This window comes from Actinomadura monticuli, from assembly GCF_041463655.1.
Lineage (GTDB): Bacteria > Actinomycetota > Actinomycetes > Streptosporangiales > Streptosporangiaceae > Spirillospora > Spirillospora monticuli.
On the sequence record NZ_JAXCEI010000008.1, the window covers coordinates 109256 to 131037 of the forward strand.

The following is a 21782-nucleotide window of genomic DNA, read 5'->3' on the forward strand; positions in this document are numbered from 1 at the left end:
TGCCGAGCGCGATGGACCCGACCAGGCGGTCGAAGAAGACGGAGTCGCCGCCGACGGGTGTCCATCGGTATCCCTGTCTGCGGGGGGATGAGGTCAGCGGGAGTCAGGTGGCCGGACGGTGCTCGCCGGCGAGGTCGGACGCCGTGTCGTGCGGCATGACCCAGAAGAACTGTCCGTCCGGGTCGAAGTCGAAGATGAGGGCCGTGCTGCCGCCGGTGAGGCCGGCGCCCTTCGCCGCGCCCGCGACGGCGACGTCCATGGCGGGCTGCCTGACCTGCACGATCGCGGACGAGCCGTCGGGTGCGGTCACCTCGGCCTGGCCGAAGTCCGGGCCGACCCGGCCGGTCCGGATGACGCACGGCCGCCCGACGAAGTCGCGCAGCGACGCCGCGACCGGGCTCTGGAAGACGCCCCGCAGCGGCCGAACCGCGAGCCGCGTGCCGAGCCAGGCGACGGCCAGCGCCGCCGGCAGGTCGAGGGCTCGCAGCACGGCGCCGTCCGACAGTGCCGCGACCGCCAGGCTCACGAACCACGCGAGCGCGATGAGCAGCGAGAGGACGACCGTGGCGGGGACGCCGCCGAGGCCGAGCATCGCGAGCCGCTCGCCGACGAACCCGCCCGGTCCGTCCGCGCCGTCCACGCCGTCGATGTCCCCGGCGCCGGTACCGGCCCCCGCGTCGGCATCGGCGCCGGCGCCGAGGAAGTCGACCCCGAGGCCGCCGAGCAGGACGAGCGTCCAGTACCCGGCGACCACGATGAGAGAGAAGCTGAAAAGGGCGGTCGGAAAACCGAACGCGGCGCTGGTGAATTCACCCATGAGAAATGCACGCTTCCGCATCGAGACGTCAGTGGGCGTCCGGGCGGCCGACGACGGCGTCCCGGTGATGAGAATGGAGTCGCTGAGCGAGAGAAGGGGGGCGTGCTCAGCTATCTGGGAAAGCGTGCGCCCAAGCGATGCGGCTCAGGTCGTAGGGCCTGGCCTCGCACGGCCGGGATCGGCGCGGCGGAGCCGGCGCAATGAGAAAGTGCCGGGGGGTCATCACAGCCCTCCTGGTCGGAGACAAATCCTGCCTCGCCGACCAGACTTCCCGGCACACCGATAGTTACCTTAGCTTATTTCTCTCTCACAGGGAAGTCTTTACGTGGCGAACCGGCCACAGCAATGCGCTGACCTGGGCATTCGCGACGGTCGGCGCGATCTCCCGGGGGCGGACCGGACGTTCAGGTTGTCTTGAGATTCGCTGGAGCTTGGACTCAGGAGGGGCGGGTACGTTCGCCGCTCATGACGAGCCAGTCCGGCCGGCCGATCTTCGTTCTCGGATGCCCGCGATCCGGGACGACGCTGCTGCAGCAGATGCTGCACTCGCACCGGCGCATCGCGTTCCCGTCCGAGACGCGGTTCGTGCATGTCGCGTACGAGAAGCGGCATGATTTCGGCGACCTGGAGAACGCGGAGAACCGGCGGGCGCTCGCCGAATGGATCACCCGCGGCGCGGACACCAAATTCAAGGTCCTCGAACTGGACGCCGCGGCGGTGGTCGAGGAGATCGTGGCCGGGCCGCCGACGCTCGGGTCCGCGCTCGCGGCCGTGTTCCGCTCGTACGCGCGGCGGCACGGCAAGCCGCGGTGGGGGGACAAGCGGCCGAGCTACTTCCGGCGGGTGCCGATGCTGCGGCGCATGTTCCCGGACGCGCAGTTCGTCCATCTCGTCCGCGACGGCCGGGACGCGGTCAGCTCCCTGATGCGGATGCCCTGGTTCCATGGGGATCTCTACGCCGCCGCGCTGACCTGGCGGGAGGCGGTCGACACGGGCGCGCGCCTCGCCTGCCGGCTCGGCCCGGACGCCTTCTACGAGCTCCGCTACGAGGACCTCGTCGCCGCGCCGGAGGAGACGCTGCCGAAGCTGTGCGCGTTCCTCGGCGAGGAGTACGACGCCGAGATGACCAAGGCGTACCGGCACGCGCGCGAGACGGTGCCGTCCGAGCGCAGGTGGCATCTGCGCACCCACGAGGCGCCGAACACCCGGCGGGTGGGGGCGTGGCGGGAGCGCATGGAGGACTGGGAGGCCGACCTCGTCGAGCACGTCCTCGCCGACCGGCTGCGCCTGCACGGCTACGAGCTGACCGGCGTGGTGCGCCCGGCGGCCCCGCATCTCGCGAAGTTCCGCCGGCTCGCCGCGCACCGCTGGCGGACGGGGCATGTCGCCGCGGTTCAGGAGCGCCTCGCGCAGGCGCGCGAGCCCAATCCCGTCGCGTCCCGGCTGACCGGCCCGGTGCCGCTGACCGGACGGTCTGAGGACTGACTCGGCAGGGACAGGTGACTCTGTCCCCAGGGAAAGGCGCCCGCGTCGCGACCGCGTTGGTGACGTCTGGGCGGTTGTCCGAAATTCTCATGGAACGTGCCGGGCCGGCGGCGGCCGTCCGCCGGCCCGCCGCCGCGCGCCTGCTGGGAAACGACGCAGGTGGCGTGCCGTCGTGCGCCGCGCGGGGGAGAAGCGGACCGCTGGGACGGGCGGGGACAGCGTTTTCTGATCACCGCCGGCTGGGCCCCATAACGGAAGGGGTTACCGGTCAGTAACCTATCGCCCCTTTTACCGCCTCACTGACTTAATTTACGAAACAGAGACATGGCCGTGTCCGATCGTTCACACACGGACCTGAGACACATCATGCTTTTGGTTGTATCTTGCGTGTTGCTCGTCACCCGATGGCTATCGCGATTGATTTGACGATCCTCTGACATAAGGGGGAGTGTGGTGACCAGACCGGAAACAATTTCCCATGCCGAGCTGCAATCGTGGCTTCTTGACAGGATCGCCTTCTACCTCGACAGGCCCGTGGAAAACATCGATCCGTCGGTCGAACTCGCGCGCTACGGAGTGGACTCCGTCTACGCCATCAGCATCATCAGCGACATCGAGGACCACCTCCAGGTCGAGGTCGACGTGGCCGAGGCCCGGCGCCGGGAGACGGTGACCGCGCTCACCGACTACCTGCTCGAACTCGTCGCGTGATGGGCGGCCGGCCCGGGGACGGCCCCGTGATGGTGGTCCTCGGCGACAGCGTGGCCGAGGGGCAGGACGACCCGGACCCCGCCGGCGGGTGGCTCGGCTGGGCCGGGCGACTGGGCGCTCACCTGGGCATTCCCCGCGACCTGAGGTTGAACGTCTCCGATCCGGGCGCGACGGTCGAGGACGTGGTCCGCGACCAGTTGCCGGCCGTCCGGCACCTGCGGCCGGCCCTCGTGGTGCTCGGCTGCGGCATGAACGACGCGCTGCGCGGCTTCGAGCGGCCCGCGGCGGCGCGCCGGCTGGACGAGCTGTTCGGCTGGGCCCGCGAGCGCGGCGCGGTGACCGTGGCGATCCCGGTGCCGCGTCCCCCGCTGCTGGACCTCTCGCCGATCTCCCAGTTCCGCAAGAAACGCACCGTCCAGCGCATTCATGACTTCAACGAGGAGCTAGCCCGCGTCTCCCATGACTTCGGAATGGCGTTCCCCGAAGCGGCGGCCGTCGCGAAAGTCGCTGACCCCGCGATGTGGAGTTCCGACGGAATCCACCTGAACCCGGACGGCCACGCATATGTCGCGGAGGTGATCGCCCAGATAGCGGGAAACCTGCTCGGAGAGCGGGTGAGCTGAGCCTCGGGGGCCGATCCAGCAGTGTGGGAAACAGATGAAGAGACGATTGCCGTTCGCGCGCGTTCCCCAGTCGATGGCGCTGATTCCGCTGGCTCCCGTGCTGGCCGTCCAGGCGTGGCGGACGGTGCGCCGGACGCCGCGGCTCGACCCGGCCGGCGGGGACGAGCACGGCTTCCTGCAGGGCGCGGACCCCGGCGCGGCGCCCGCGTTCCGCGTCGTGGTGATCGGGGAGTCGACCGCGGTCGGCGTCGGGGCGTCCCGGCACGCCGAGGCGCTGCCGGGCTTCCTGGCCGAGGCGCTGCGCGAACGCCTGCGGCGCAGCGTGGCGTGGTCGGTCGCCGGTGAGAACGGCGCGACGGCCCGGCGGATCACCGCCGAGGTCGTGCCGCGGGCGGACGGAGCCGCGCCGGACCTCGTCGTCCTCACGACGGGGATCAACGATCTGATCCGGCGGCGTCCGCTGCGCCGCTGGGCGGCCGACATGGCCGACCTGGTCGGGGCGGTGCGAGACCGGTACGGGCAGGCGGCCGTGCTGGTGGCCGGCATGCCGCCGGTGCACCGGTTCCCGGCGATCCCCCAGCCGCTCCGGTACGTGCTCGGCGCACGGGCGCGCACCATGGACCGGATCATGCGGGAGGCGGCCCGGGCGGGCGGGGCGGTCCACGCTCCCATGGACGAGGCGATGGCGCGCGACCGCGCGCTGTTCGCCTCCGACGGATTCCACCCGTCGCCCGCCGGCTACCGCGCCTGGGCGCTGGACCTCGCCCGCGCGGCGCCCGTGCCCGCCGACCCCGCACCCGCCGACCCCGCACCGGCCGGCGCCGACCCGGCCGGGCCCAGAGCCGACAGGACCGAAATGACAGGACCCATCTGACTCGTCATACGCAAGCGGAGGGAGCAGCTCGCATGACGGTTCCCGGAACGTTCCGAGCGGCGGTGGAGGCCAAGGACCTCGCCGCCGTCACCCGCGCGCTCGACCCGGGCATCGAGTTCCGCAGCCCGGTGATGGTGAAGCCCTATATCGGCCGCGAGACGGTCACCGCGCTGCTGGCGGTGCTGTTCGAGGTCTTCGAGGAGTTCCAGTACACCGACGACCTGGTCAGCCGCGCCCCGAACGGGGGCGGCCCGCCCAGCCAGGCGCTGGTCTTCGACGCCCGGGTGATGGGCAAGTCCGTCCAGGGCGTGGACCTGCTGAGCTACGGGCCCGGCGGTCTCGTCACCGGGCTGACGGTCATGGTGCGCCCGCTGCCCGCGGCGATGACGCTCGCCCGGGTGGTCGGGAGGCGGATGGAGGCCGCCGCGGAGGACGCGGGCGGCTCCGGCGGTCCGGGAGACCCGGGAGGTCCGGGAGAGCCGGGCGGCCCGGGGGGAGCGGAGGGATCGGGGGGCCCGTCCGGCACGACGCGGTCATAGGGGCGCGCTCGCCGCGCCCGGCCGGACGGCGCGGCGCTTGGGAGCCGACCCAGGAAAAGGGAGTGGAAGGAAAGATGGACAGTAAGGTCCCCGCACACCCCGTGAATCCCGCGGTCGCGGCGCCGGCCCTCGCGGAACCCGCACCCGCGGGCCCGGCGCCCGCGTCCACGGGTCCCGCGGACGCGGCGCCCACCGACCCCGCGGACGCGGCGCGTGCGACCCGCATGCCCCCGGGGCTGGCCCCCGCGCACCGGATCGCCGCCGACCTGGACGGCTACCTCGGCGATCCGATGGACGACGAGGCCGGCCCGTTCTCCTACAAGGCGATCGTGGAGGCCGAGGAGCGCGACGAGCTTCCGCCCGGCGCGGTGGACGCCGTCCGCGCGTGGGGTTTCCCGAAGTACCTGGTGCCGGTCCCGCTCGGCGGACGCCTGACGACGCTGGAGGAGCTGTTCTTCGTCACCCGCGGCATCTCGCGGCGCAGCGTGACCGTCGCGGTGATGTACGGGTCGGGGCTGCTGGCGGTGAACCCGGTGTGGCTGTGGGGCGACGCGTGGCAGCGCCGGACGGTCGCGGACGGCGTGCTGCGCGGCGACCTCGCCTGTTTCGGCGTCTCCGAGGCCGACCACGGCAGCGACGTGATGGCGTCGGAGTCGGAGGCCGAGATCCAGGGCGACGAGCTGGTGCTGACCGGCGTGAAATGGCCGGTCGGGAACGCCACCCGCGGACGTTTCGTCACCACCTATGCGAAGACGGGTCCGCGTGACTTCTCCCTGATCCTGGTGGACAAGCGTGAGCTCGACCCGGCCGTCTGGTCGACGCTGCCGCCGGTGCGGACGGTCGGGCTGCGCGGGCACGACCTGTCCGGTGTGGCGTTCTCCGGGGCCCGGGTGCCGGCCGAGCGGGTGATCGGGCGGCGCGGGTCCGGGCTCGTCCAGACGCTGAAGACGCTGCAGATCACCCGGACGGCGATCGCGGCGCTGTCGGTCGGGACGATCGACGCGGTGGTGCGCATCGGGATGGAGTACGCGCGGCAGCGCACGCTGTACGGCTCGGACATCTACAAGATCCCGGTCATCCGGGACCATCTGCTCAAGGCGCATCTGGACCTGCTGATCGCCGAGTGCGTCGCGATCCCGGTGGCGCGCTGCCTGACGGTGGCGCCGGGCCGGCTCAGCCTGTGGTCGTCGATCACGAAGTACTTCGTCCCCGTGCTGGGGGAGGAGGTCGTGGCGAGCATCGGGACCGTCCTCGCCGCGCGCGGCTACCTGCGCGAGGGCGTTGCGCACGGGGTGTTCCAGAAGCTCCAGCGCGACCACGCGATCGCCAGCATCTTCGAGGGCACGACGCACGTGAACCTCGCGAACGTCGCCGGCCAGCTCCCGTTCCTCATCGATCCCCCGGACGAGACGGGGCGGGAGGACGAGCTGCTCGCCGACCTGTTCTGCTGGACGCGGACGCCGCCCCCCTGGGAGCCGGACGGCCGGATCCTGCAGCTCACCAACGAGGGGCGCGACGAGGTCGGGCAGCGGTTCGAGGAGATCGCCGAGGAGGTGCTGTCGGCGGCGAACGCGCACGCGGGCCCCGGCGTCGCGGCCGAGCTGAAGGACCTGGTGGCCGGCATCGGCGGCCTGCGCGCCAAGGTGGACGAGGGCATCAGGACGAGTGAGGGCGACACCTCGTCGGTGGCGGCGCTCGCCCGCGCCAAGCGGTACTGCGAGCTGCACGCGATGGTCTCCTGCATGCTCACCTGGCTGCACAACCGGCACGCGTTCGGCGGTGCGTTCGCCGAAGGCCAGTGGCTCGTGCTGTGCCTGCAGCGGCTGCTCCAGCGCGCGCAGCCCGACGCCGTGCTGTCGGAGGAGTTCCTGCCGTCGCTGGAGGACGTCATGTTCCGCGCCTCGGGCGAGCGCCGCTGGTTCTCGCTGCTGTCGCTGGCCGAGGACGAGTGATACCCCGTGTACACGGATTTCGTGTCGCTCATCCGGGACAACATCCGGACCCACGGTGACGACCGCTCCTTCACCTTCATCAGCGAGGAGCCGGGCCGGCGGTACAAGGAGCACGTGCTCGGGTTCGCCGAGCTCGACCGCAGGGCGCGGGCGCTGGCCCGCCGCCTGGTGGCGCGCGGGCTCCAGGACCGGGCGGTCCTGCTGCTGTATCCGGAGGGCCTGGAGTTCGTCACGGCGTTCGTCGGCTGCCTGTACGCGCGGGTCATCGCCGTTCCGGCGCCGCTGCCCGACCTGGACGCGGGACGGTTCGGGCGCACCCGCCGCATCATCGAGGACGCCGACATCGCGCTCATCCTCACCGACACCGCGCACCGGGGCACCCTCGACGCGTGGCTGACGGCGGCGGGGCTGCGCAGCCGCGTCCACTGCCTCGACACCCAGATCGGCAAGGACGCGGACCCGGGCGACTGGGCGCCGCCGGAGTTCGGCCCGGACACCCTCGCGTTCCTGCAGTACACCTCGGGGTCGACCAGCGACCCGAAGGGCGTGATGGTGAGCCACGGCAACCTGCTGAGCAACGGCGAGGAGATCAAGCGCCGGATCGAGGGCTCGCCCGACACCGTCGGCGTCGGCTGGGTGCCGCACTACCACGACATGGGCCTGGTCGGTCAGTTCCTCCAGCCGCTCTACCTCGCCTGCCGGTACGTGTTCACCTCGCCGATCACGTTCATCAAGCGTCCGGTGCTGTGGCTGGAGCTGATCACCAAGTACCGGGGCACGATCACCGTCGCGCCGAACTTCGGGTACGAGCTGGCGCTGCGCCGCGTCACCGACCGGCAGCTGGAGGGTCTGGACCTGTCCTCGCTGACGGTCGTGAAGAACGGCGCCGAACCCGTCCGGGCGGCGACGCTGGAGGCGCTCTCCGAGCGGTTCGGCCCCGTCGGGTTCCGGCCCGAGATGTGGATGCCCTGCTACGGCATGGCGGAGACGACGCTGCTCATCACGGGCGCGCCGCTCGGCGGCGGCCCGGTGATCCGGTCGTTCGACGCCGAGGCCCTCACCAAGGACGCGGCCGTCCCGAGCGGCGGCCGGGACGGCGCGCGGCGGCTCGTGAGCAGCGGCCGTCCCGTCACCCTGGACGTGCGGATCGTCGACCCGGAGACGCACGCCGAGCGGCCGGACGGCGGCGTCGGCGAGATCTGGGTGCGCGGCGGCAGCGTCGCGAAGGGCTACTGGGGCAGTCCCGAGGAGAGCCGCATGGTCTTCGGCGCGCGGACGGCCGCGGACGACGGCCCGTACCTGCGCACGGGCGATCTCGGATTCCGGCTGGACGGGGAACTCTTCGTCACCGGAAGGATCAAGGATCTGATCATCGTCAACGGCCGGAATATCCATGCCCACGACATTGAGGAGGCGGCCCGCGCGGCCCATCCGGCCGCATTGATCGGCGCCGCCTTCGGCATCGACGCGGCCATTGACGTGGATCTCGACACCGGTGCGGGCGGCGGGGCGGACGATGCCAGGGAGCATGTCGTCATCGTCCAGGAGATCAGCACCCGGGCCGCCGCGGGCACACCCCTGGACGAGCTGGCGACCCTCATCAAGGCCCGTGTGGCAAGGGCCTTCGAGCTGCCGTCGGTGAGCGTCGTGCTCGCCGCGCGCGGCACCGTGCGCCGCACGACGAGCGGGAAGATGCAGCGCCGGCTCACCCGGGAGGCGTTCCTCAAAGGGGAGATCACCGCACTCGCCGATGATCTGGAACCGGGCGTCACCGGCCTGCGGCGGGCTCCGGCATGAGTGCTCCGACCTGCAATTTCGAAGATCGAAAAATTCGCCCTAACCAATCCTAGTCAAAAGCATGACTAATCATGTCTTTGTCTGCTAACGTCGGTCGCAACCCTGAGTCAAGGCGGGGAGAGAAGGCCGATGGCGCTACGTCACGCGGTGCTGGCGGCGCTGCTCGACGGCGAGTACAGCGGCTACCAGCTGGCCAAGATCTTCGATTTGTCGGTCTCCAACTTCTGGCATGCCGTACCGCAGCAGCTCTACTCGGAGCTGTCGAGGTTGGAGACGGAGGGCTTGATCCGCGGACGGCAGATCATCCAGCACGACCGCCCCAACAAGCGGGTGTACACGGTCACCCAGGCCGGAGTGGACGAGCTCGAGCGGTTCGCCCTCACCCCCGCGAAACCGGGGATCATCCGGGAGAACCTGCTCGTGATGGTCCAGGCCGTCGACCACATCTCGCACGCCGCCGCCGACTCCGTCATCGCCCAGCTCGAGGACCGGGCGGTCGCGGCCGCCGCCAAGATCGGCGTCTTCGAGCACACCCTCAAGCACCTGCGCGGCGACCTGGACGAGGAGACCTTCCTGCGCACCGGGTCCCCGCTCGGCCCCTACCTGACCTGCCTGCGAGGCCGCCGCTTCGAGCAGGAGAACTACGAGTGGTTCACCAGCACCGCCCGGCTGCTGCGCGGCCGGACGGGCACCCAGGCCGAGGAGGACGAGGCGTCATGACGGCCATCATGCCGCCCCCGGCCCCCTCGAACACGGCGCGATCCGCGCCGACCCCCCACGCCCATCCCAGCCTCGCACCCCGGCCGGGCTGGACCCGGGCGACACGCCTTAGTCAAGGAGGCGTTCACCATGTCGGGCGAACACCACACCATCGAACTCCCTAGCAGCCCACTCCCCAACACCGCACTGCCCACCACCGACGCACGACCCAACGGCAGGACCGCCACGGCCCCGCCGCACGGCCTGCCGGCGATCGACGAACCGCCTCCGCTGCTGCTGGGCGAGCTGACGCTGCCCGCCGCACGGGACTCCGTGCCCCGGGCACGCCGGTTCAGCCGGTCCGTCACCGCCGCGTCCGGCGTCGCGCACATCCGCGACGACGCCGAGGTCCTGGTCTCCGAGCTGGTGACCAACGCCGTCCGGCACGCGACCGCCCCCGGCGCCGCGCTGTGCCTGCGGCTGCTGCGCGCCGGCACCCGGCTCCGCATCGAGGTCCACGACCAGGGCGCCGGAGTCCCCCGGCCGCGCGAGGTCGACCTCATGGAGGAGACGGGACGGGGCTGGTTCCTCATCGCGGTGATGGCGGACGGCCACGGCACCGACCACACACCGTCCGGCAAGTCGGTCTGGTGCGAGGTGCGCGCCTGGCCGCGGGACGAGCGCCCCGACCACGCCGATCACCCCACGCACCCCGGGCACCCCGGGCACTGAGCACCCCCTTCGCAGACCCCCGGATCGGCGAATGGACGTGCCATGCCCGAAAACGCGCCCGCTGACCACCCGTCCGTCGGCTACTACCGGTCGGACGGGAGACCCGCCACGGCCGAGGAGGCCCAGCGGCTGCTGCTGGACGTGCGCGGACGCCTGCTCGCGCAGGACGTCATCCGCGTCGGCGCCGTCGTCGTGGTCGTCTCGACCTGGTTCACCGTGGTCGACCTCGGCATCGCGGCGAACGGACGGCCGCTGCTGTGGCAGACGATCGTGTCCGACCTCGCGATGCACGCCGACATCGGGCAGTACACCTCGCGGGAGCAGGCCGTGCGCGGGCACGCGCAGGCCGTCGCCATGATCTCCGGCAGGCTGCGCGGGCTGGTCGCCCGCGCCGCGCTGGACGAGGTACGCCCCTGACCCGAGCACGTACGCCCTTGACCCGAGCACGTACGACCCGCCCCGCCGTACGACCCCGCCCCGCATTCCCCGACGACACGGGCCGTCACCACGGCCCGGCCCGGCATGAGGTTGTGATCTGATGGCCTCGAAGACACCCCGCGACGACGTCCCCGGCGGCAAGGCCCGGAGGCGGCGTCCGATCCGCCTGCGGATCACGGCGCTGCTGCTGGTTCCGCTGGTGTCCCTCATCACCCTGTGGGCGTTCGCCGCCAACATCACGCTCGGCGACGCGTTCGACAAGTACGACTTCTCGACGACGTACGAGAAGATGGGCCTCCCCGGCCTCTACCTGGTGAACCAGCTCCAGGCGGAACGTTCCCTCAGCGTCGTCGCGCTGGCCACCCGCGACGCCAAGGACCGGCAGAAGCTCGGCGGGCAGCGCGCGCGGGTCAGCGCGATCGAGAAGGGCTTTCGCGCGAGCGCCCTCTCGGCGGACGCGCAGGACGCGGCGCAGCCCGAGACGAAGCAGCGCCTCGCCGAGGCGGTCAAGGCCCTCGACAGGCTGCCGCAGCTGCGCGGCAAGGTCGACTCCGGCCAGGTCGAGCCGCTGGACGTCATCAACGCCTACAGCACGATGCTCGACCAGGTCATCAAGGTGTTCGACGGCCTGGTGACGGTCAACGACGTCGCGATCCTCACCCAGGGCCGCGCGCTGATCGGCATCGGCAACGCCCGCGCCTACATGCTGCGGGAGGACTCGCTCATCACCGCCGCGATGGCGCGCAAGGGCCGGCTGACCCCCGCGGAGCACACCGCGTTCGTCCAGTGGGCGGCGGAGGGCCGGCGGGAGTTCGAGGCCGGGCTCGCCGACCTGAACGACGAGATCCGCGGGCCGCTTCAGCAGCTCGCCGCGTCCGAGCAGTTCCAGCGGTACCGCGCGGCCGAGACCGCGATCGTGAACGCGCGCGGCGACCGGCTGCCGCCCGAGGCGTCCGACTGGCAGGCCACCACCCAGCTGCTGTCGCAGGCGTGGGGGCAGCGGGTCCAGCAGGCGAGCCTCGCGCTGAACGAGCTGGCGAAGCCGATCGGCGAGCGGATCGTCATGCGGCTCGTCCTCGCCGGCGGGTTCGGGCTGATCGCGGTCATCGCGTCGATCGTGCTGTCCCTGCTGGCGGCCCGCAGCCTGTCCCGCGAGCTGCGCGGGCTCCAGCGCGCCGCGCTGAGCCTCGCCGAGGACCGGCTGCCCTCCGTCGTCGCCCGGCTGCGGCGCGGTGAGGAGGTCGACGTGGACGCCGAGGCGCCGCCCCTGGTCATCGGCAAGACCAGGGAGGTCGCGCGTGTCGGCGACGCGTTCACCAAGGTGCAGCACACCGCGATCGACACCGCCGTCCGCGAGTCGTACCTGCGGCAGGGCATCAGCCGCGTGTTCCTCAACGTCGCCTGGCGCAGCCAGTCGCTGCTGCACCGCCAGCTCCGCATGCTGGACGAGATGGAGCGCGGCGCGTCCGACCCGAAGGCGCTGGAAGACCTGTTCCGGCTCGACCACCTCACCACCCGCATGCGGCGGCACGCCGAGGGCCTGGTCATCCTGTCCGGGACGTCCCCGGGCCGGGGCTGGAGCCGTCCGGTGCACGTCGAGGACGTGCTGCGGGCCGCGGTCGCCGAGGTCGAGGACTACACGCGCGTCGAGGTCGTCGTCATGTCCGGGCAGGCCGCGCTGATCGGCGAGGCCGTCGCCGACATCATCCACCTGCTCGCCGAGCTGATCGAGAACGCCACCGTGTTCTCGCCCGCGCCCACCGAGGTGCTGGTGCGCGGCGAGATGGGCGCCAACGGGTTCGCCGTCGACGTCATCGACCGCGGCATCGGGCTCGACCAGTCCGAGCTGGACGCCCTGAACCTGCGGCTGTCGCGCCCGCCGGAGTTCGACCTGGCCGTCACCGACCGGCTCGGCCTGTTCGTCGTCGCCCGGCTCGCCGGACGGCACGGCATCCGGGTCGCGCTCCAGCCGTCGCTGTACGGGGGCGTCAGCGCGGTCGTGCTGATCCCGCGCGAGCTGATCGTGGACGTCGACCAGCCGGACGACGAGGACGGGACCGGCTCGTCCGGCTCGACCGGCTCGACCGGCGACGTCCCGGTCGCGGGGCCCGTCCGGAGGAACGGGCACGTGTCGGTGAACGGCTCGACGCGGCAGTGGCCCACGCCCTCGGCGCCGTCGTCCACGGCGATGCTGAACGCGCCGGTCTACGACACCGTCCAGGACGCACCGCCCGCCCATGACGGCGCGTCCGGCTATGAGAACGCGTCCGGCTATGAGAACGCGTCCGGTTACGACACCCCGGCGCCGGACACGCCGGCTTCCCTGGAGGAGCGGCCGGAGCACGACGCGGCGGTGGGGTTCGACTCGTACGACGGAACCGAGACCCCGACGTCGTACGGCGCCCCACCGTCGTACGGGGCCCAGCCCGGACCGCCGCCCGCGTTCGACGCGACGCGCCCGTTCCAGGCCGCGGGCCCGCGCATCCCCGCCTACGGCCACGACCCCTACCAGGGGACGGGGCAGTACGAGGCGCCCGCATCGTTCGGGGACGCGCAGCAGTTCGGGGACACGCAGTCCTTCGGGCAAGGGCAGCAGCAGTTCGGTCAGGCGCAGCAATACGGGCAGGCGGAGCAGTTCGGTCAGGCGCAGCCCTTCGGGCAGGCGCAGCCGGGCAACGGCGGGCGGGCCCCGCTGCCGCGCCGCGTGCGGGGCGGCAACCTGGTGCCCCAGCTGCGCGACGCGGACGGCTTCGACGAACCGCCGCCGGCGCAGCCCGGCGACGCCGTCGCCGCCTGGGAGGAGCGCTCCGCGGAGGCTTCCCGGGACCTGTTCGCCTCCCTGCAGGCCGGCTGGCTGCGGGGCAGGGACGAGGACGAAGGACCGGCCGACGGCATGGAGGGAAGATCATGACCCAGCAGGGAGTCGGGGCCGAGCTGAACTTTCTCCTCGACGATCTCGTCGACCGGGTTCCGCAGATCCGCAAGGTCGTCGTGCTGTCCCGGGACGGGCTCGTCATGGGCAAGTCGCGCGGCGTCGGTCGCGAGGACTCCGAGTATCTCGCGGCCCTCGCCGCCGGCTTCCACAGCCTGGCGGTCGGCGCGAAGCCGCAGCTGGATTCCGGCGAGATCCGGCAGACCCTCATCGAGATGGACAAGGGCCTGTTCTTCGTCGTGCCCGCCGGGGCCAACAGCTGCCTGGCGCTGCTCAGCGAGGTCGGCGCGAACGCCGGCCTCGTCGCCTACGAGATGACGATGCTGGTCAAGCGCGTCGGAAGGCAGCTGTCCACCGGACTGAGGCAGGGCGCCGCCGGACCCGGACCCAGGTGACCCGCCATGGACCCCAGCGACGTGCCCGGAGCTCCCCGGGGTCCCGGCAGGGAACGATGGCTCGACGCCGCCGCCGGGCCCATCGTCCGTCCCTACGCGGTGACGCGCGGCCGCACCCGGCCGGCCGGCGAGCCGCTCGACATCGTGGCGATCCTCGTCGCGACCGGGCGGCAGCCGGCCGAGCCGGGCCGGCTGTCGCGGCACCAGCGGCGGCTGCTCGCGCTGTGCCGCCGCCCGCACGCGCTCGCCGACCTCGCCTCGGACCTGAACCTGCCGCTCGGCGTGATCCGGGTGCTGGTCGGCGACCTGATCGAGTCGGGCCTCGTGGACGTCCAGCGGTGGTCCACGCCGGTCTCGCCGTCCGGGTCGCCGGCCGTGATCCAGCCGCATACCGACCAGAACCTGCTCAGGATGGTGCTCGATGAACTCCGTGCACTCTAGCCCCCCGCCCGTCGCCGAGGACGCCGACGAGCGCGAGGACGGCCCCCGCGTCGCCTTGAAGATCCTCGTCGCCGGCGGGTTCGGCGTCGGGAAGACGACCCTGGTCGGCGCGGTCAGCGAGATCCGGCCGCTGCGGACCGAGGAGGCGCTGACCGACGCGAGCATCGGCGTCGACGACCTCGACGGCGTCGCCGCCAAGACGACCACGACGGTGGCGATGGACTTCGGCCGCATCACGCTGCGCGACGGCGTCGCGATCTACCTGTTCGGGACGCCCGGCCAGGAGCGGTTCTGGTTCATGTGGAACGAGTTGTCGCGCGGCGCGCTCGGCGCGGTCGTCCTCGCCGACACGCGGCGGCTGATGGCGAGCTTCGCCTCGATCGACTACTTCGAGCGCAAGGGCACGCCGTTCGTCGTCGCGGTCAACTGCTTCGACGACGCCGACCGGTACGACCCGGCGGAGATCCAGACGGCCCTGGACATCGACCCGCACGTCCCCGTGCTGCTGTGCGACGCGCGGCGGACGGGGTCGGCGAAGGAGGTCCTCGTGTCGCTGGTCGAGCACGCGCTGCGGCTCGCCGGCGGGGCGAGCCCCCGCCGGACCGGCTAGCCCCGCCGGTCGGCCCCGGCGCTGCGCCGGGGCCGTCTCACTCGTCGCCGGGCTCCGGCGGGCGCATGATGATCTCGTCGACTCCGACGTCGTGCCCGTCCGCGCATCTGACCTGCGCCGTCACGCGCTCGCCGCAGCGGGCGTGCGTCAGCATGACCTGGCGGCCCTCCTCGTGGGGCAGGTACGTCTCGCCCCACTCCATGAGGCTGACGAGCGTGGGCGCGAGGTCCAGGCCCATCTTGGTCAGGTGGTACTCGTAGCGCGTGCGCTGGCCGGGCTCCTGGTAGGGCTCCCGGGTGAGCAGCCCGGCCTTGACGAGGTGGTGCAGACGGGCGGTCACGGCGGATTCGGTCATGGCCAGGTTGCGCACGAAGTCGCCGAAACGATTGGTCCCGAAGAACGCCTCGCTGAGCACCAGCACCGCGGACGGCGGGCCGAGCGCGGCGAGGGTTCTCGCGACCGGGCAGTTCTGCATCGACCAGGCGTCGCGGTCGGCGAAGTGCCCCTCAAGTGCGATTGTCACCCGTCCACTATAAACCTGCTGACTTCGCTTGACCAAAGTCAGGTCGGACGCTAGCGTCCCTGACTATGGTGAAACAAAGTCAGGTACGCACCGGTCCCGTCCTCGCGGTGCTCTCCGTCGCCTCCTTCATGGCGGGCCTCGACCTGTTCATCGTCAACGTCGCCTTCGACGACATCGGCCGCGACTTCGCCGGGACGCCGATGGCCGACCTGTCCTGGGTCCTCAACGCCTACGCCATCGTCTTCGCCGCGCTGCTCGTCCCGCTCGGCCGGCTCGCCGACCGGTACGGCCGCAAGGCCGGCCTCATCCTCGGGCTCACCGTCTTCACCCTCGCCTCCCAGGCGTGCGCCGCCGCCCCCGACCTCTGGTCGCTCGTCGGCTTCCGCGTCCTCCAGGCCGCCGGCGCCGCCGCGCTCATCCCCACCAGCCTCGGCCTGCTGCTGTCCGCCATGCCCGCGGCGCGGCGCGGCGGCGCCGTACGGCTCTGGTCCGCGGCCTCCGCGATCGCCGCCGCCGCCGGCCCCGCGATCGGCGGCGTCCTCGTCGACATCTCCTGGCGCTGGGTGTTCGAGGTCAACGTCCCCATCGGGATCGCCGCCGTGCTGCTCGCGCTCCGGCTCGTCCCCGACTCCCGCGAAGGCGTCACCGCCCGCGTCCCCGACCTGCCCGGCACCGCCGTGCTGACCGGCGCGATCGCCCTCCTCGCCCTCGGCCTCGTGCAGATCAACGACTGGCCCGGCGAACGCGTCACCGTCGTCATCGGCGCAGCGCTCCTCGGCCTCGCCTGGTTCTGGCTGCGCTCCCTGCGGCACCCCGCACCCGTCATCGAACCCGCCCTCCTCGCCGTCCGCACCTTCTTCTGGTCGAACGCCGCCATCCTGCTGTTCACCGTCGCGTTCGCCGCCAACCTGCTCCTCGGCGTCCTCTGGATGCAGCAGGTCTGGCACTACTCGCCCATCAAGACCGGGCTCGCCGTCGCGCCCGGCCCGCTGATGGTCCCCGTCATGGCGCTCATCGCCGGCCGGCTGGCCGCCGCCCGCGTCCCCGTCGGTCTGATCACCGCCGTCGGGTGCATGCTGTGCGCGTTCGGCGTCGTCATGATCGCGATGAGCCTCGGCCCGGCACCGGCCTACGCGTCGCAGCTGCTGCCGGGCTGGCTCATCGGCGGAACCGGCGTCGGCCTCGCCCTCCCCACCATCCTCTCCGCCGCCGCCGTCGACCTGCCCCCGCACCGCTACGCCACCGGCAGCGCCGTCGTGAACATGAGCCGGCAGATCGGCACCGTCCTCGGCGTCAGCCTCGCCGTCGCCGCCCTCGGCACCCCGCTGAACTGGGCCGACGCCCACACCGCCTACGTCAACGCCTGGCTGATGGTCGCCGGGTTCATGGCGATCGCAGCGATCGCCGCCCTTGGCATGAACCCGCGCCGCCGCCAGCCGTCCCCCACCGTCCCCGAGCCAGAGAAGGAAGTGGTCGCCGGCACCTAACCCCCGCCTTGCAGAACAACAGAAGACCCGGGCATCGGACGAAGCCTTGACCCGGACCGCAAGGCCCGGTTCGTCCCGAAGCCCGACATGACAGCAGGCACCTCATGGCCAGAGGTGCCTGCTGTGTTTATTTGTTTTTCCTTGGCGTCAGGCGCTGGGGCGCCTTCCTTCGGCGGAAAAACGTGCGATTGCTGCATCGCTCCGGCTCGCCTTGCGGCTCGCTGCGCGATCAGGTTCTCGCGGGCTCGAACCTGCCTTCGGTCGCAATCGCGATGGCTGGGGCTGTTGCGGGGCTGGGGTGCCGGTTGCGGTTGTCGCGTCAGGCTTGCAGGGCGCTTAGGAGCACCAGGATCAGGGTGGCCACCGCCAGCAGGCCGTGGGCCAGGACCACGGGGATGGGGAAGGCGCTTTCGGGCGCCCTGGCCGGCTGGGCGGAGCCGGGGGCGGCGGCCGTTCGGACGGGGATCGGGTGCAGGGGATGGCCGTAGCTTCCGGCGAGCGCGCTCACCGGGCGTTTCGACTGGTGTTGCGGATCGTCCATGACGACCTCCTATTTCGCCAACAAGTATTGGTGTTATAGCAGGCCGACGTCAATGGGTGGGGCGCTGAGCCGGAGTGATGGTCGGTTTTGGCTTGTTTTTTTGGTGTTATGGTGATCGCGGGCTAGGGTGGTGGGGTGACTTCGGACTCCGCCGGGCTGGCGGCCGCCGCGATCCTCAGCGACGACCTGCGGCACCGGATGTACGCGTTCATCCGCGCGGCGCAGGCGCCGGTGACCCGGGACGAGGCGGCGGCGAGCGTCGGCATCTCCCGGAAGCTGGCCGCGTTCCACCTCGACAAGCTCGTGGACGCCGGGCTGCTGTCCGCCCGCTACGCCAACCCGTCCGGCGTGCGGCGGGTGGGGCGGGCGCCGAAGGTGTACGAGCCGTCCGGGGTGGACGTGCGGGTCAGCATCCCGCAGCGCGAGCACGGGCTGCTCGCGAGCATCCTGCTGGACGCCGTCCGCGCGCAGGCGCCGGGGGAGAGCGGCGAGGACGCGGCGCTGCGGGTGGCGGCGGAGCGCGGCCGGGCGCTCGGCACGGCGGAGAGCCGTCCCGTCCGGGGCGGGCGGCTCGGCATCGAGCGGGCGCTCACGTGCGCGGCGGAGATCCTGGAGCGGCACGGGTTCGAGCCCGAGCGGGAGACGCCGACCCGGCTGCGGCTGCGCAACTGCCCGTTCCACCCCATGGCCGGGGACGATCCGGGGCTGGTGTGCGGGGTCAACCACGCCTTCCTGTCCGGCATGGTGGACGGGCTCGGGGCGTCCAGCGTCCAGGCGGCGCTCGCCCCGCGCTCCGGCTACTGCTGCGTGGAGTTCGGCCCGCGCGACGAGTGATCCCTAGGCGTCGGGCCGGTCCTCCAGGGACTTCAGCTCGGCGCTCAGGCGGTCCAGGATCGGGGCGAGGCTGCGCAGCTCCGCGAGGTGGACGCGGGTGAGGCCCACCAGGACGCGGTCGGCGGCGGCGGTCAGCCGCACCCGCATCACCCGGTTGTCGTCGGGGTCGCGCTCGCGGGTGACGAGGCCGGCGTGCTCGGCGCGGTTGATCAGCTCGACCGTGCTGTGGTGGCGGAGGAGCAGGTACTCCGCGAGGTCGCCGACGGTCGGCGGGCGCTTCGCGTCGTGGCCCTTGACCGCGAGCAGCAGCTGGTGCTGGGCCGGGGTGAGGCCCGCCGCGCGGACCGCTCCCTCACTCCAGCGCAGATAGCGGCGCAACCCGGTGCGGAACGCGAGCAAAGCGGTGAACTCTTCCTGGCTCAGTTCCTCCACGTGCACCCCTCGATGCTACTTCACCGCGTGCATACGGGCAGGTGGAAGCGGCACCGGAGCCGAATCCGTGACGATCGCCCTCTGGGCGAATTAAGGTCTCTGTAACAGATTCCTGGGCTGCTCCGGTTTCGAGTGAAACGCCCGAATGGAGCGATCTGACCGGAGGTCGGGGATGAGGGTGCTGCGCGGGCGGGGGATCGTCCTGCCGTCCGTCCTGGTCGCCGCCTGCGCGCTGGCCGCGGGGTGCGGGCGGGGCGGGACCGGATCGCTGCTCGACAAGTCGACGCTGGTCGTGGGCGTGCGACCGGACCTCCCCGGGCTCGGGCTGCGGCTCCCCGACGGCCGGTTCGAGGGGTTCGACATCGACGTGGCGCGGTACGTCGGGAAGAAGCTCGGGAAGGACGTCCGGTTCGTCCAGGTGCTGGCGTCGGAGCGGATCCCGGTGCTGACGTCGGGACGCGCCGACCTCGTCCTCGCGACGCTGTCGGTGACGCCCGAGCGCAAGACGCGGATCGCGTTCGCGGGTCCGTACTACATGTCCCACCAGGACGTCCTCGTGCGCACGGACGAGCGCGGGGTGAAGGGCGTCCGCGACCTGAGCGGGCGCCGGTTCTGCGCCGTCGAGGGCGCGGACCCGATCCAGCGGCTCCTCGCCCTGAGCGGGATGACGGCCAAGACCGTCCCCGCCAGGAGCTACGACGAGTGCATGAACATGATCAAGACCGGGTCGGTGGACGCCATCACCACCAACGACGTGATCCTCGCCGGCCTCATCCGCCGCGAGGGGCGGGGGTTCCGCCTGGTGAACGCCCGGATCAGCGAGCAGAACACCGGCATCGGGCTCCGCCAGGACGACACCGGGGGCTGCGAGGCGCTCAACCGGGTCATCACCGGCATGTACCAGGACGGGACGGCGGAGCGGCTGATGCGCACGTGGTTCGACGGCACCGGCCTCGACCTGTCGATCATCGAGGTCCCGCAGTTCGAGGGCTGCGTCTGAGCGGCGCGCGGGGCTAGACCTCGGCGCCGTCGAGGATGCGGCGGAACGTCTCGGCGCGGCGGTCGCTGATGCCCCCCTCCCGGGTCCGGGTCGAGATCTTCTGCTGGAGTGAGGCGATGTCGGCGCGGCGGCGGTCGAGGGGCGACCACGGCCGGTCCAGGATGTTCTCGATCACGTTGGTGAGGTCGAGGCCGACGTCGTCGCGGACGTCGCCGGCGGCGACGCCCAGGTACACCGACGAGCGCAGCCGGAACAGCGCGTCGCGGATGCGCCTCTCGGGCGGCGGGTCGGGCGGCGGGTCGGGCTTGTCGGGAGTCTCGGTGAAGGACGGCTCCGCGGCCGGTGACCACGGGTCCGGGGTGATCGCCGGATCCGGGGTGCCCGACGGGGGCGGGGAGGCGGTCGGGGACGGGGAGGCCGCCTCCAGCGGGAGGAGGCGCCCCGCCGACTCCCGGGTGGACAGCGTGTCGCCGATCCCGACGACGAGGGTCGACGCGGCGACGATCGTGGCCGCGACGCCCGCGAGCGCGAGCCACGGCACCCGGAACCCGTGCCGCGGGTTGCGGATCTCGTCGCGCGGCGGCTCGGCGGTCATGCCCGGATCGTGGCGAGGACGCGGTTCAGCTCGTCCGCGAGGCCGGGGGTGAGGGCGCGCTCGCGGCGGCGTGTGGCGATCTTCTCGTACAGGAGGGCGACCCGGCTGCCGACGTCCACGTCCTGGTCCGCGGTGAGGTCGTTCTGCAGGTTGGTGATCACGTTGTTGAGGTCGATGGCGACGTCGGAGCGGATCTCGCCCGAGGCGTAGCCGCGGCTGACGATCGGGCGCAGCCGGTCCAGCGCGCCCCGGACCCGCGTACCGGCCGGTGCGGCGGCGGGGGCCCGGTCCGATGGCGCGGTCTCCGGCGGCGGGACGGCGCCGGTCCGGGCGGGCGGCGCGACGGACACGGGGGTGCGCGGGGCCGAGGCCAGGACCGCGGCGGCGGCCGTGACGGGAATCGCGATCAGCAGCGCGAGCATGGCGACGCGGGCGCCGCGGGCGCCGCGGGGGACGGGACGGCGCGGCGCCGCCGGCGGGCGCAGCGTCCCCTTCCGGTGCGGCGGGGCGGTGCCTGCCCGCGAGGCCCCGCCCGCCTGCGACGCCGCGGCCGGGGACGCGGTGAAGACCCGGTTCGGCGGGGCGTCGTCGCGGGCGAGGAGTTCGGCGACCCGGCGGGCGGGCGGAGGGTCCTCGGTGAGGCAGCGGGCGGCGATCGCCGACAGCTCCTCGGACGCGCCGGGCGCGACGCAGGCGGCGATGACGGCGCCGAGCGCGCGGATGTCCGCCGCCACGGCCGACGCGCGGGCGGGGACGGTCCCGGTGCCGGGCTCGTCCGGCGCGCGGGCGCCGCGGACGACCGCGCCGATGCCCGTGTCGACGAGCTTGACCTCGTCGCGGAGCAGCATGATCCGGCCGGGCTTCAGGTCGCCGTGCGTCACGCCGGCCGCGTGCGCGGTGTCCAGCGCGGAGGCGACGCGGCCGCACACGTCGGCGGTCTCGTAGGCGGTGAGCGGGCCGTCGCGGAGCCGGTCGGCGAGGGTCGCGCCGTCCAGGAACTCGGTCACCAGGTAGGAGGTGAGCCGTCCGGACGCGTCCCGGGTCTGGTCGCTGTCGAAGATGGTCTCCAGTGCCGGGGCGGACAGCCCGGCTGCGCGGTTGACGCCCTGCTGGAACGCGCGGTGCAGGCCGGCGCGGGCGGGGGTGAGCAGCTTGACCGCGACGGGGCGGTCGAGCAGTTCGTCCCAGGCGCGCCAGACCTCCATCGTCCCGCCGTCGTCGAGACGTTCCAGGAGCCGGTAGCGCTCCGTCAACCGCAAGCCCGATTCCACTGGACGTCACCCTCGTCCACTCTGTGCCGGGCGTCGTCCCGGCCTGTCAGGGGG

Annotated in this window: 23 protein-coding genes; 17 read left to right on the top strand and 6 right to left on the bottom strand. The window is 72.4% G+C overall.

Annotation, left to right across the window (positions count from 1 at the left end; translation table 11 throughout):
• Positions 1–103: 103 nt before the first annotated feature.
• Positions 104–817, bottom strand: a complete 714-nt coding sequence (locus SM611_RS19550; RefSeq protein ID WP_371951213.1) for a hypothetical protein — start codon at positions 815–817, stop codon at positions 104–106.
• A gap of 465 nt (positions 818–1282) precedes the next feature.
• Between SM611_RS19550 and SM611_RS19555 the strand changes: the two genes are divergently transcribed.
• The 14 genes from SM611_RS19555 (at position 1283) to SM611_RS19620 (ending at position 15045) form a co-directional block, all read left to right on the top strand.
• Positions 1283–2302: a sulfotransferase family protein gene (locus SM611_RS19555; protein ID WP_371951214.1), complete on the top strand. Its 1020-nt coding sequence runs from the start codon at positions 1283–1285 to the stop codon at positions 2300–2302.
• A gap of 453 nt (positions 2303–2755) precedes the next feature.
• The gene (locus SM611_RS19560) at positions 2756–3013 is read left to right on the top strand and encodes an acyl carrier protein (protein ID WP_371938399.1); all 258 of its coding nucleotides are present in this window, start codon (positions 2756–2758) and stop codon (positions 3011–3013) included.
• Between the two features lie 29 nt (positions 3014–3042).
• Positions 3043–3636 (top strand): SGNH/GDSL hydrolase family protein, encoded by a 594-nt coding sequence (locus SM611_RS19565; RefSeq protein ID WP_371951511.1) that lies wholly within the window; start codon positions 3043–3045, stop codon positions 3634–3636.
• 34 nt (positions 3637–3670) lie between these two features.
• On the top strand, positions 3671–4510 hold the full coding sequence (locus tag SM611_RS19570) for an SGNH/GDSL hydrolase family protein (RefSeq protein ID WP_371951215.1): 840 nt from the start codon (positions 3671–3673) through the stop codon (positions 4508–4510).
• A gap of 32 nt (positions 4511–4542) precedes the next feature.
• Positions 4543–5049, top strand: a complete 507-nt coding sequence (locus SM611_RS19575) for a nuclear transport factor 2-like protein (protein ID WP_371951217.1) — start codon at positions 4543–4545, stop codon at positions 5047–5049.
• 74 nt (positions 5050–5123) lie between these two features.
• A complete protein-coding gene (locus SM611_RS19580) occupies positions 5124–7001 on the top strand; it encodes an acyl-CoA dehydrogenase family protein (RefSeq protein ID WP_371951218.1) in 1878 nt (625 codons plus the stop codon).
• 6 nt (positions 7002–7007) lie between these two features.
• The gene (locus SM611_RS19585) at positions 7008–8798 is read left to right on the top strand and encodes a fatty acyl-AMP ligase (RefSeq protein ID WP_371951219.1); all 1791 of its coding nucleotides are present in this window, start codon (positions 7008–7010) and stop codon (positions 8796–8798) included.
• A 129-nt stretch (positions 8799–8927) separates the two neighbouring features.
• A complete protein-coding gene (locus tag SM611_RS19590; protein ID WP_371951221.1) occupies positions 8928–9518 on the top strand; it encodes a PadR family transcriptional regulator in 591 nt (196 codons plus the stop codon).
• A 129-nt stretch (positions 9519–9647) separates the two neighbouring features.
• Positions 9648–10229, top strand: a complete 582-nt coding sequence (locus SM611_RS19595) for an ATP-binding protein (RefSeq protein ID WP_371951223.1) — start codon at positions 9648–9650, stop codon at positions 10227–10229.
• Between the two features lie 42 nt (positions 10230–10271).
• Positions 10272–10646: a hypothetical protein gene (locus SM611_RS19600; protein ID WP_371951224.1), complete on the top strand. Its 375-nt coding sequence runs from the start codon at positions 10272–10274 to the stop codon at positions 10644–10646.
• Between the two features lie 121 nt (positions 10647–10767).
• Positions 10768–13578, top strand: a complete 2811-nt coding sequence (locus SM611_RS19605) for a nitrate- and nitrite sensing domain-containing protein (protein ID WP_371951225.1) — start codon at positions 10768–10770, stop codon at positions 13576–13578.
• Positions 13575–13994, top strand: coding sequence for a roadblock/LC7 domain-containing protein (locus SM611_RS19610; RefSeq protein WP_371951226.1), 420 nt, complete (start codon positions 13575–13577; stop codon positions 13992–13994). The genes SM611_RS19605 and SM611_RS19610 overlap by 4 nt, the downstream gene beginning before the upstream one ends.
• A gap of 6 nt (positions 13995–14000) precedes the next feature.
• Positions 14001–14435: a DUF742 domain-containing protein gene (locus tag SM611_RS19615; RefSeq protein WP_371951228.1), complete on the top strand. Its 435-nt coding sequence runs from the start codon at positions 14001–14003 to the stop codon at positions 14433–14435.
• Positions 14416–15045 (top strand): GTP-binding protein, encoded by a 630-nt coding sequence (locus SM611_RS19620; RefSeq protein ID WP_371951230.1) that lies wholly within the window; start codon positions 14416–14418, stop codon positions 15043–15045. Before SM611_RS19615 ends, SM611_RS19620 begins: the two co-directional genes overlap by 20 nt.
• A gap of 37 nt (positions 15046–15082) precedes the next feature.
• On the opposite strand, the gene SM611_RS19625 is transcribed toward SM611_RS19620, so the two are convergent.
• On the bottom strand, positions 15083–15568 hold the full coding sequence (locus tag SM611_RS19625) for a winged helix-turn-helix transcriptional regulator (RefSeq protein WP_371951231.1): 486 nt from the start codon (positions 15566–15568) through the stop codon (positions 15083–15085).
• Between the two features lie 65 nt (positions 15569–15633).
• On the opposite strand from SM611_RS19625, the gene SM611_RS19630 reads away from it, so the two are divergent.
• Complete coding sequence (locus SM611_RS19630; protein ID WP_371951233.1) at positions 15634–17055, top strand: MFS transporter; 1422 nt, start codon at positions 15634–15636, stop codon at positions 17053–17055.
• 319 nt (positions 17056–17374) lie between these two features.
• On the opposite strand, the gene SM611_RS19635 is transcribed toward SM611_RS19630, so the two are convergent.
• A complete protein-coding gene (locus tag SM611_RS19635) occupies positions 17375–17596 on the bottom strand; it encodes a hypothetical protein (protein WP_371951235.1) in 222 nt (73 codons plus the stop codon).
• 135 nt (positions 17597–17731) lie between these two features.
• Between SM611_RS19635 and SM611_RS19640 the strand changes: the two genes are divergently transcribed.
• The gene (locus SM611_RS19640) at positions 17732–18430 is read left to right on the top strand and encodes a helix-turn-helix transcriptional regulator (RefSeq protein ID WP_371951236.1); all 699 of its coding nucleotides are present in this window, start codon (positions 17732–17734) and stop codon (positions 18428–18430) included.
• A gap of 3 nt (positions 18431–18433) precedes the next feature.
• Here the strand turns inward: SM611_RS19640 and SM611_RS19645 are convergent, their stop codons facing one another.
• Positions 18434–18868: a MarR family winged helix-turn-helix transcriptional regulator gene (locus SM611_RS19645; RefSeq protein ID WP_371951237.1), complete on the bottom strand. Its 435-nt coding sequence runs from the start codon at positions 18866–18868 to the stop codon at positions 18434–18436.
• A 166-nt stretch (positions 18869–19034) separates the two neighbouring features.
• On the opposite strand from SM611_RS19645, the gene SM611_RS19650 reads away from it, so the two are divergent.
• Positions 19035–19862, top strand: a complete 828-nt coding sequence (locus SM611_RS19650; protein ID WP_371951239.1) for a transporter substrate-binding domain-containing protein — start codon at positions 19035–19037, stop codon at positions 19860–19862.
• 13 nt (positions 19863–19875) lie between these two features.
• Here SM611_RS19650 and SM611_RS19655 read toward each other — a convergent pair whose 3' ends face one another.
• On the bottom strand, positions 19876–20457 hold the full coding sequence (locus tag SM611_RS19655; RefSeq protein WP_371951241.1) for a hypothetical protein: 582 nt from the start codon (positions 20455–20457) through the stop codon (positions 19876–19878).
• Positions 20454–21716 carry a protein kinase domain-containing protein gene (locus SM611_RS19660; protein WP_371951243.1) on the bottom strand — a complete coding sequence of 421 codons (1263 nt, stop codon included), beginning with the start codon at positions 21714–21716 and terminating at the stop codon, positions 20454–20456. The genes SM611_RS19655 and SM611_RS19660 overlap by 4 nt, the downstream gene beginning before the upstream one ends.
• Positions 21717–21782: the final 66 nt, after the last annotated feature.

Excerpts from the sequence above, each read along its gene's own strand:
- SM611_RS19550 (WP_371951213.1), bottom strand. The coding sequence starts at position 817 with ATGGGTGAATTCACCAGCGCCGCGTTCGGTTTTCCGACCGCCCTTTTC.
- SM611_RS19555 (WP_371951214.1), top strand. The coding sequence starts at position 1,283 with ATGACGAGCCAGTCCGGCCGGCCGATCTTCGTTCTCGGATGCCCGCGA.
- SM611_RS19565 (WP_371951511.1), top strand. The coding sequence starts at position 3,043 with ATGGTGGTCCTCGGCGACAGCGTGGCCGAGGGGCAGGACGACCCGGAC.
- SM611_RS19570 (WP_371951215.1), top strand. The coding sequence starts at position 3,671 with ATGAAGAGACGATTGCCGTTCGCGCGCGTTCCCCAGTCGATGGCGCTG.
- SM611_RS19575 (WP_371951217.1), top strand. The coding sequence starts at position 4,543 with ATGACGGTTCCCGGAACGTTCCGAGCGGCGGTGGAGGCCAAGGACCTC.
- SM611_RS19580 (WP_371951218.1), top strand. The coding sequence starts at position 5,124 with ATGGACAGTAAGGTCCCCGCACACCCCGTGAATCCCGCGGTCGCGGCG.
- SM611_RS19590 (WP_371951221.1), top strand. The coding sequence starts at position 8,928 with ATGGCGCTACGTCACGCGGTGCTGGCGGCGCTGCTCGACGGCGAGTAC.
- SM611_RS19595 (WP_371951223.1), top strand. The coding sequence starts at position 9,648 with ATGTCGGGCGAACACCACACCATCGAACTCCCTAGCAGCCCACTCCCC.
- SM611_RS19600 (WP_371951224.1), top strand. The coding sequence starts at position 10,272 with ATGCCCGAAAACGCGCCCGCTGACCACCCGTCCGTCGGCTACTACCGG.
- SM611_RS19605 (WP_371951225.1), top strand. The coding sequence starts at position 10,768 with ATGGCCTCGAAGACACCCCGCGACGACGTCCCCGGCGGCAAGGCCCGG.
- SM611_RS19610 (WP_371951226.1), top strand. The coding sequence starts at position 13,575 with ATGACCCAGCAGGGAGTCGGGGCCGAGCTGAACTTTCTCCTCGACGAT.
- SM611_RS19615 (WP_371951228.1), top strand. The coding sequence starts at position 14,001 with ATGGACCCCAGCGACGTGCCCGGAGCTCCCCGGGGTCCCGGCAGGGAA.
- SM611_RS19620 (WP_371951230.1), top strand. The coding sequence starts at position 14,416 with ATGAACTCCGTGCACTCTAGCCCCCCGCCCGTCGCCGAGGACGCCGAC.
- SM611_RS19630 (WP_371951233.1), top strand. The coding sequence starts at position 15,634 with ATGGTGAAACAAAGTCAGGTACGCACCGGTCCCGTCCTCGCGGTGCTC.
- SM611_RS19635 (WP_371951235.1), bottom strand. The coding sequence starts at position 17,596 with ATGGACGATCCGCAACACCAGTCGAAACGCCCGGTGAGCGCGCTCGCC.
- SM611_RS19650 (WP_371951239.1), top strand. The coding sequence starts at position 19,035 with ATGAGGGTGCTGCGCGGGCGGGGGATCGTCCTGCCGTCCGTCCTGGTC.
- SM611_RS19655 (WP_371951241.1), bottom strand. The coding sequence starts at position 20,457 with ATGACCGCCGAGCCGCCGCGCGACGAGATCCGCAACCCGCGGCACGGG.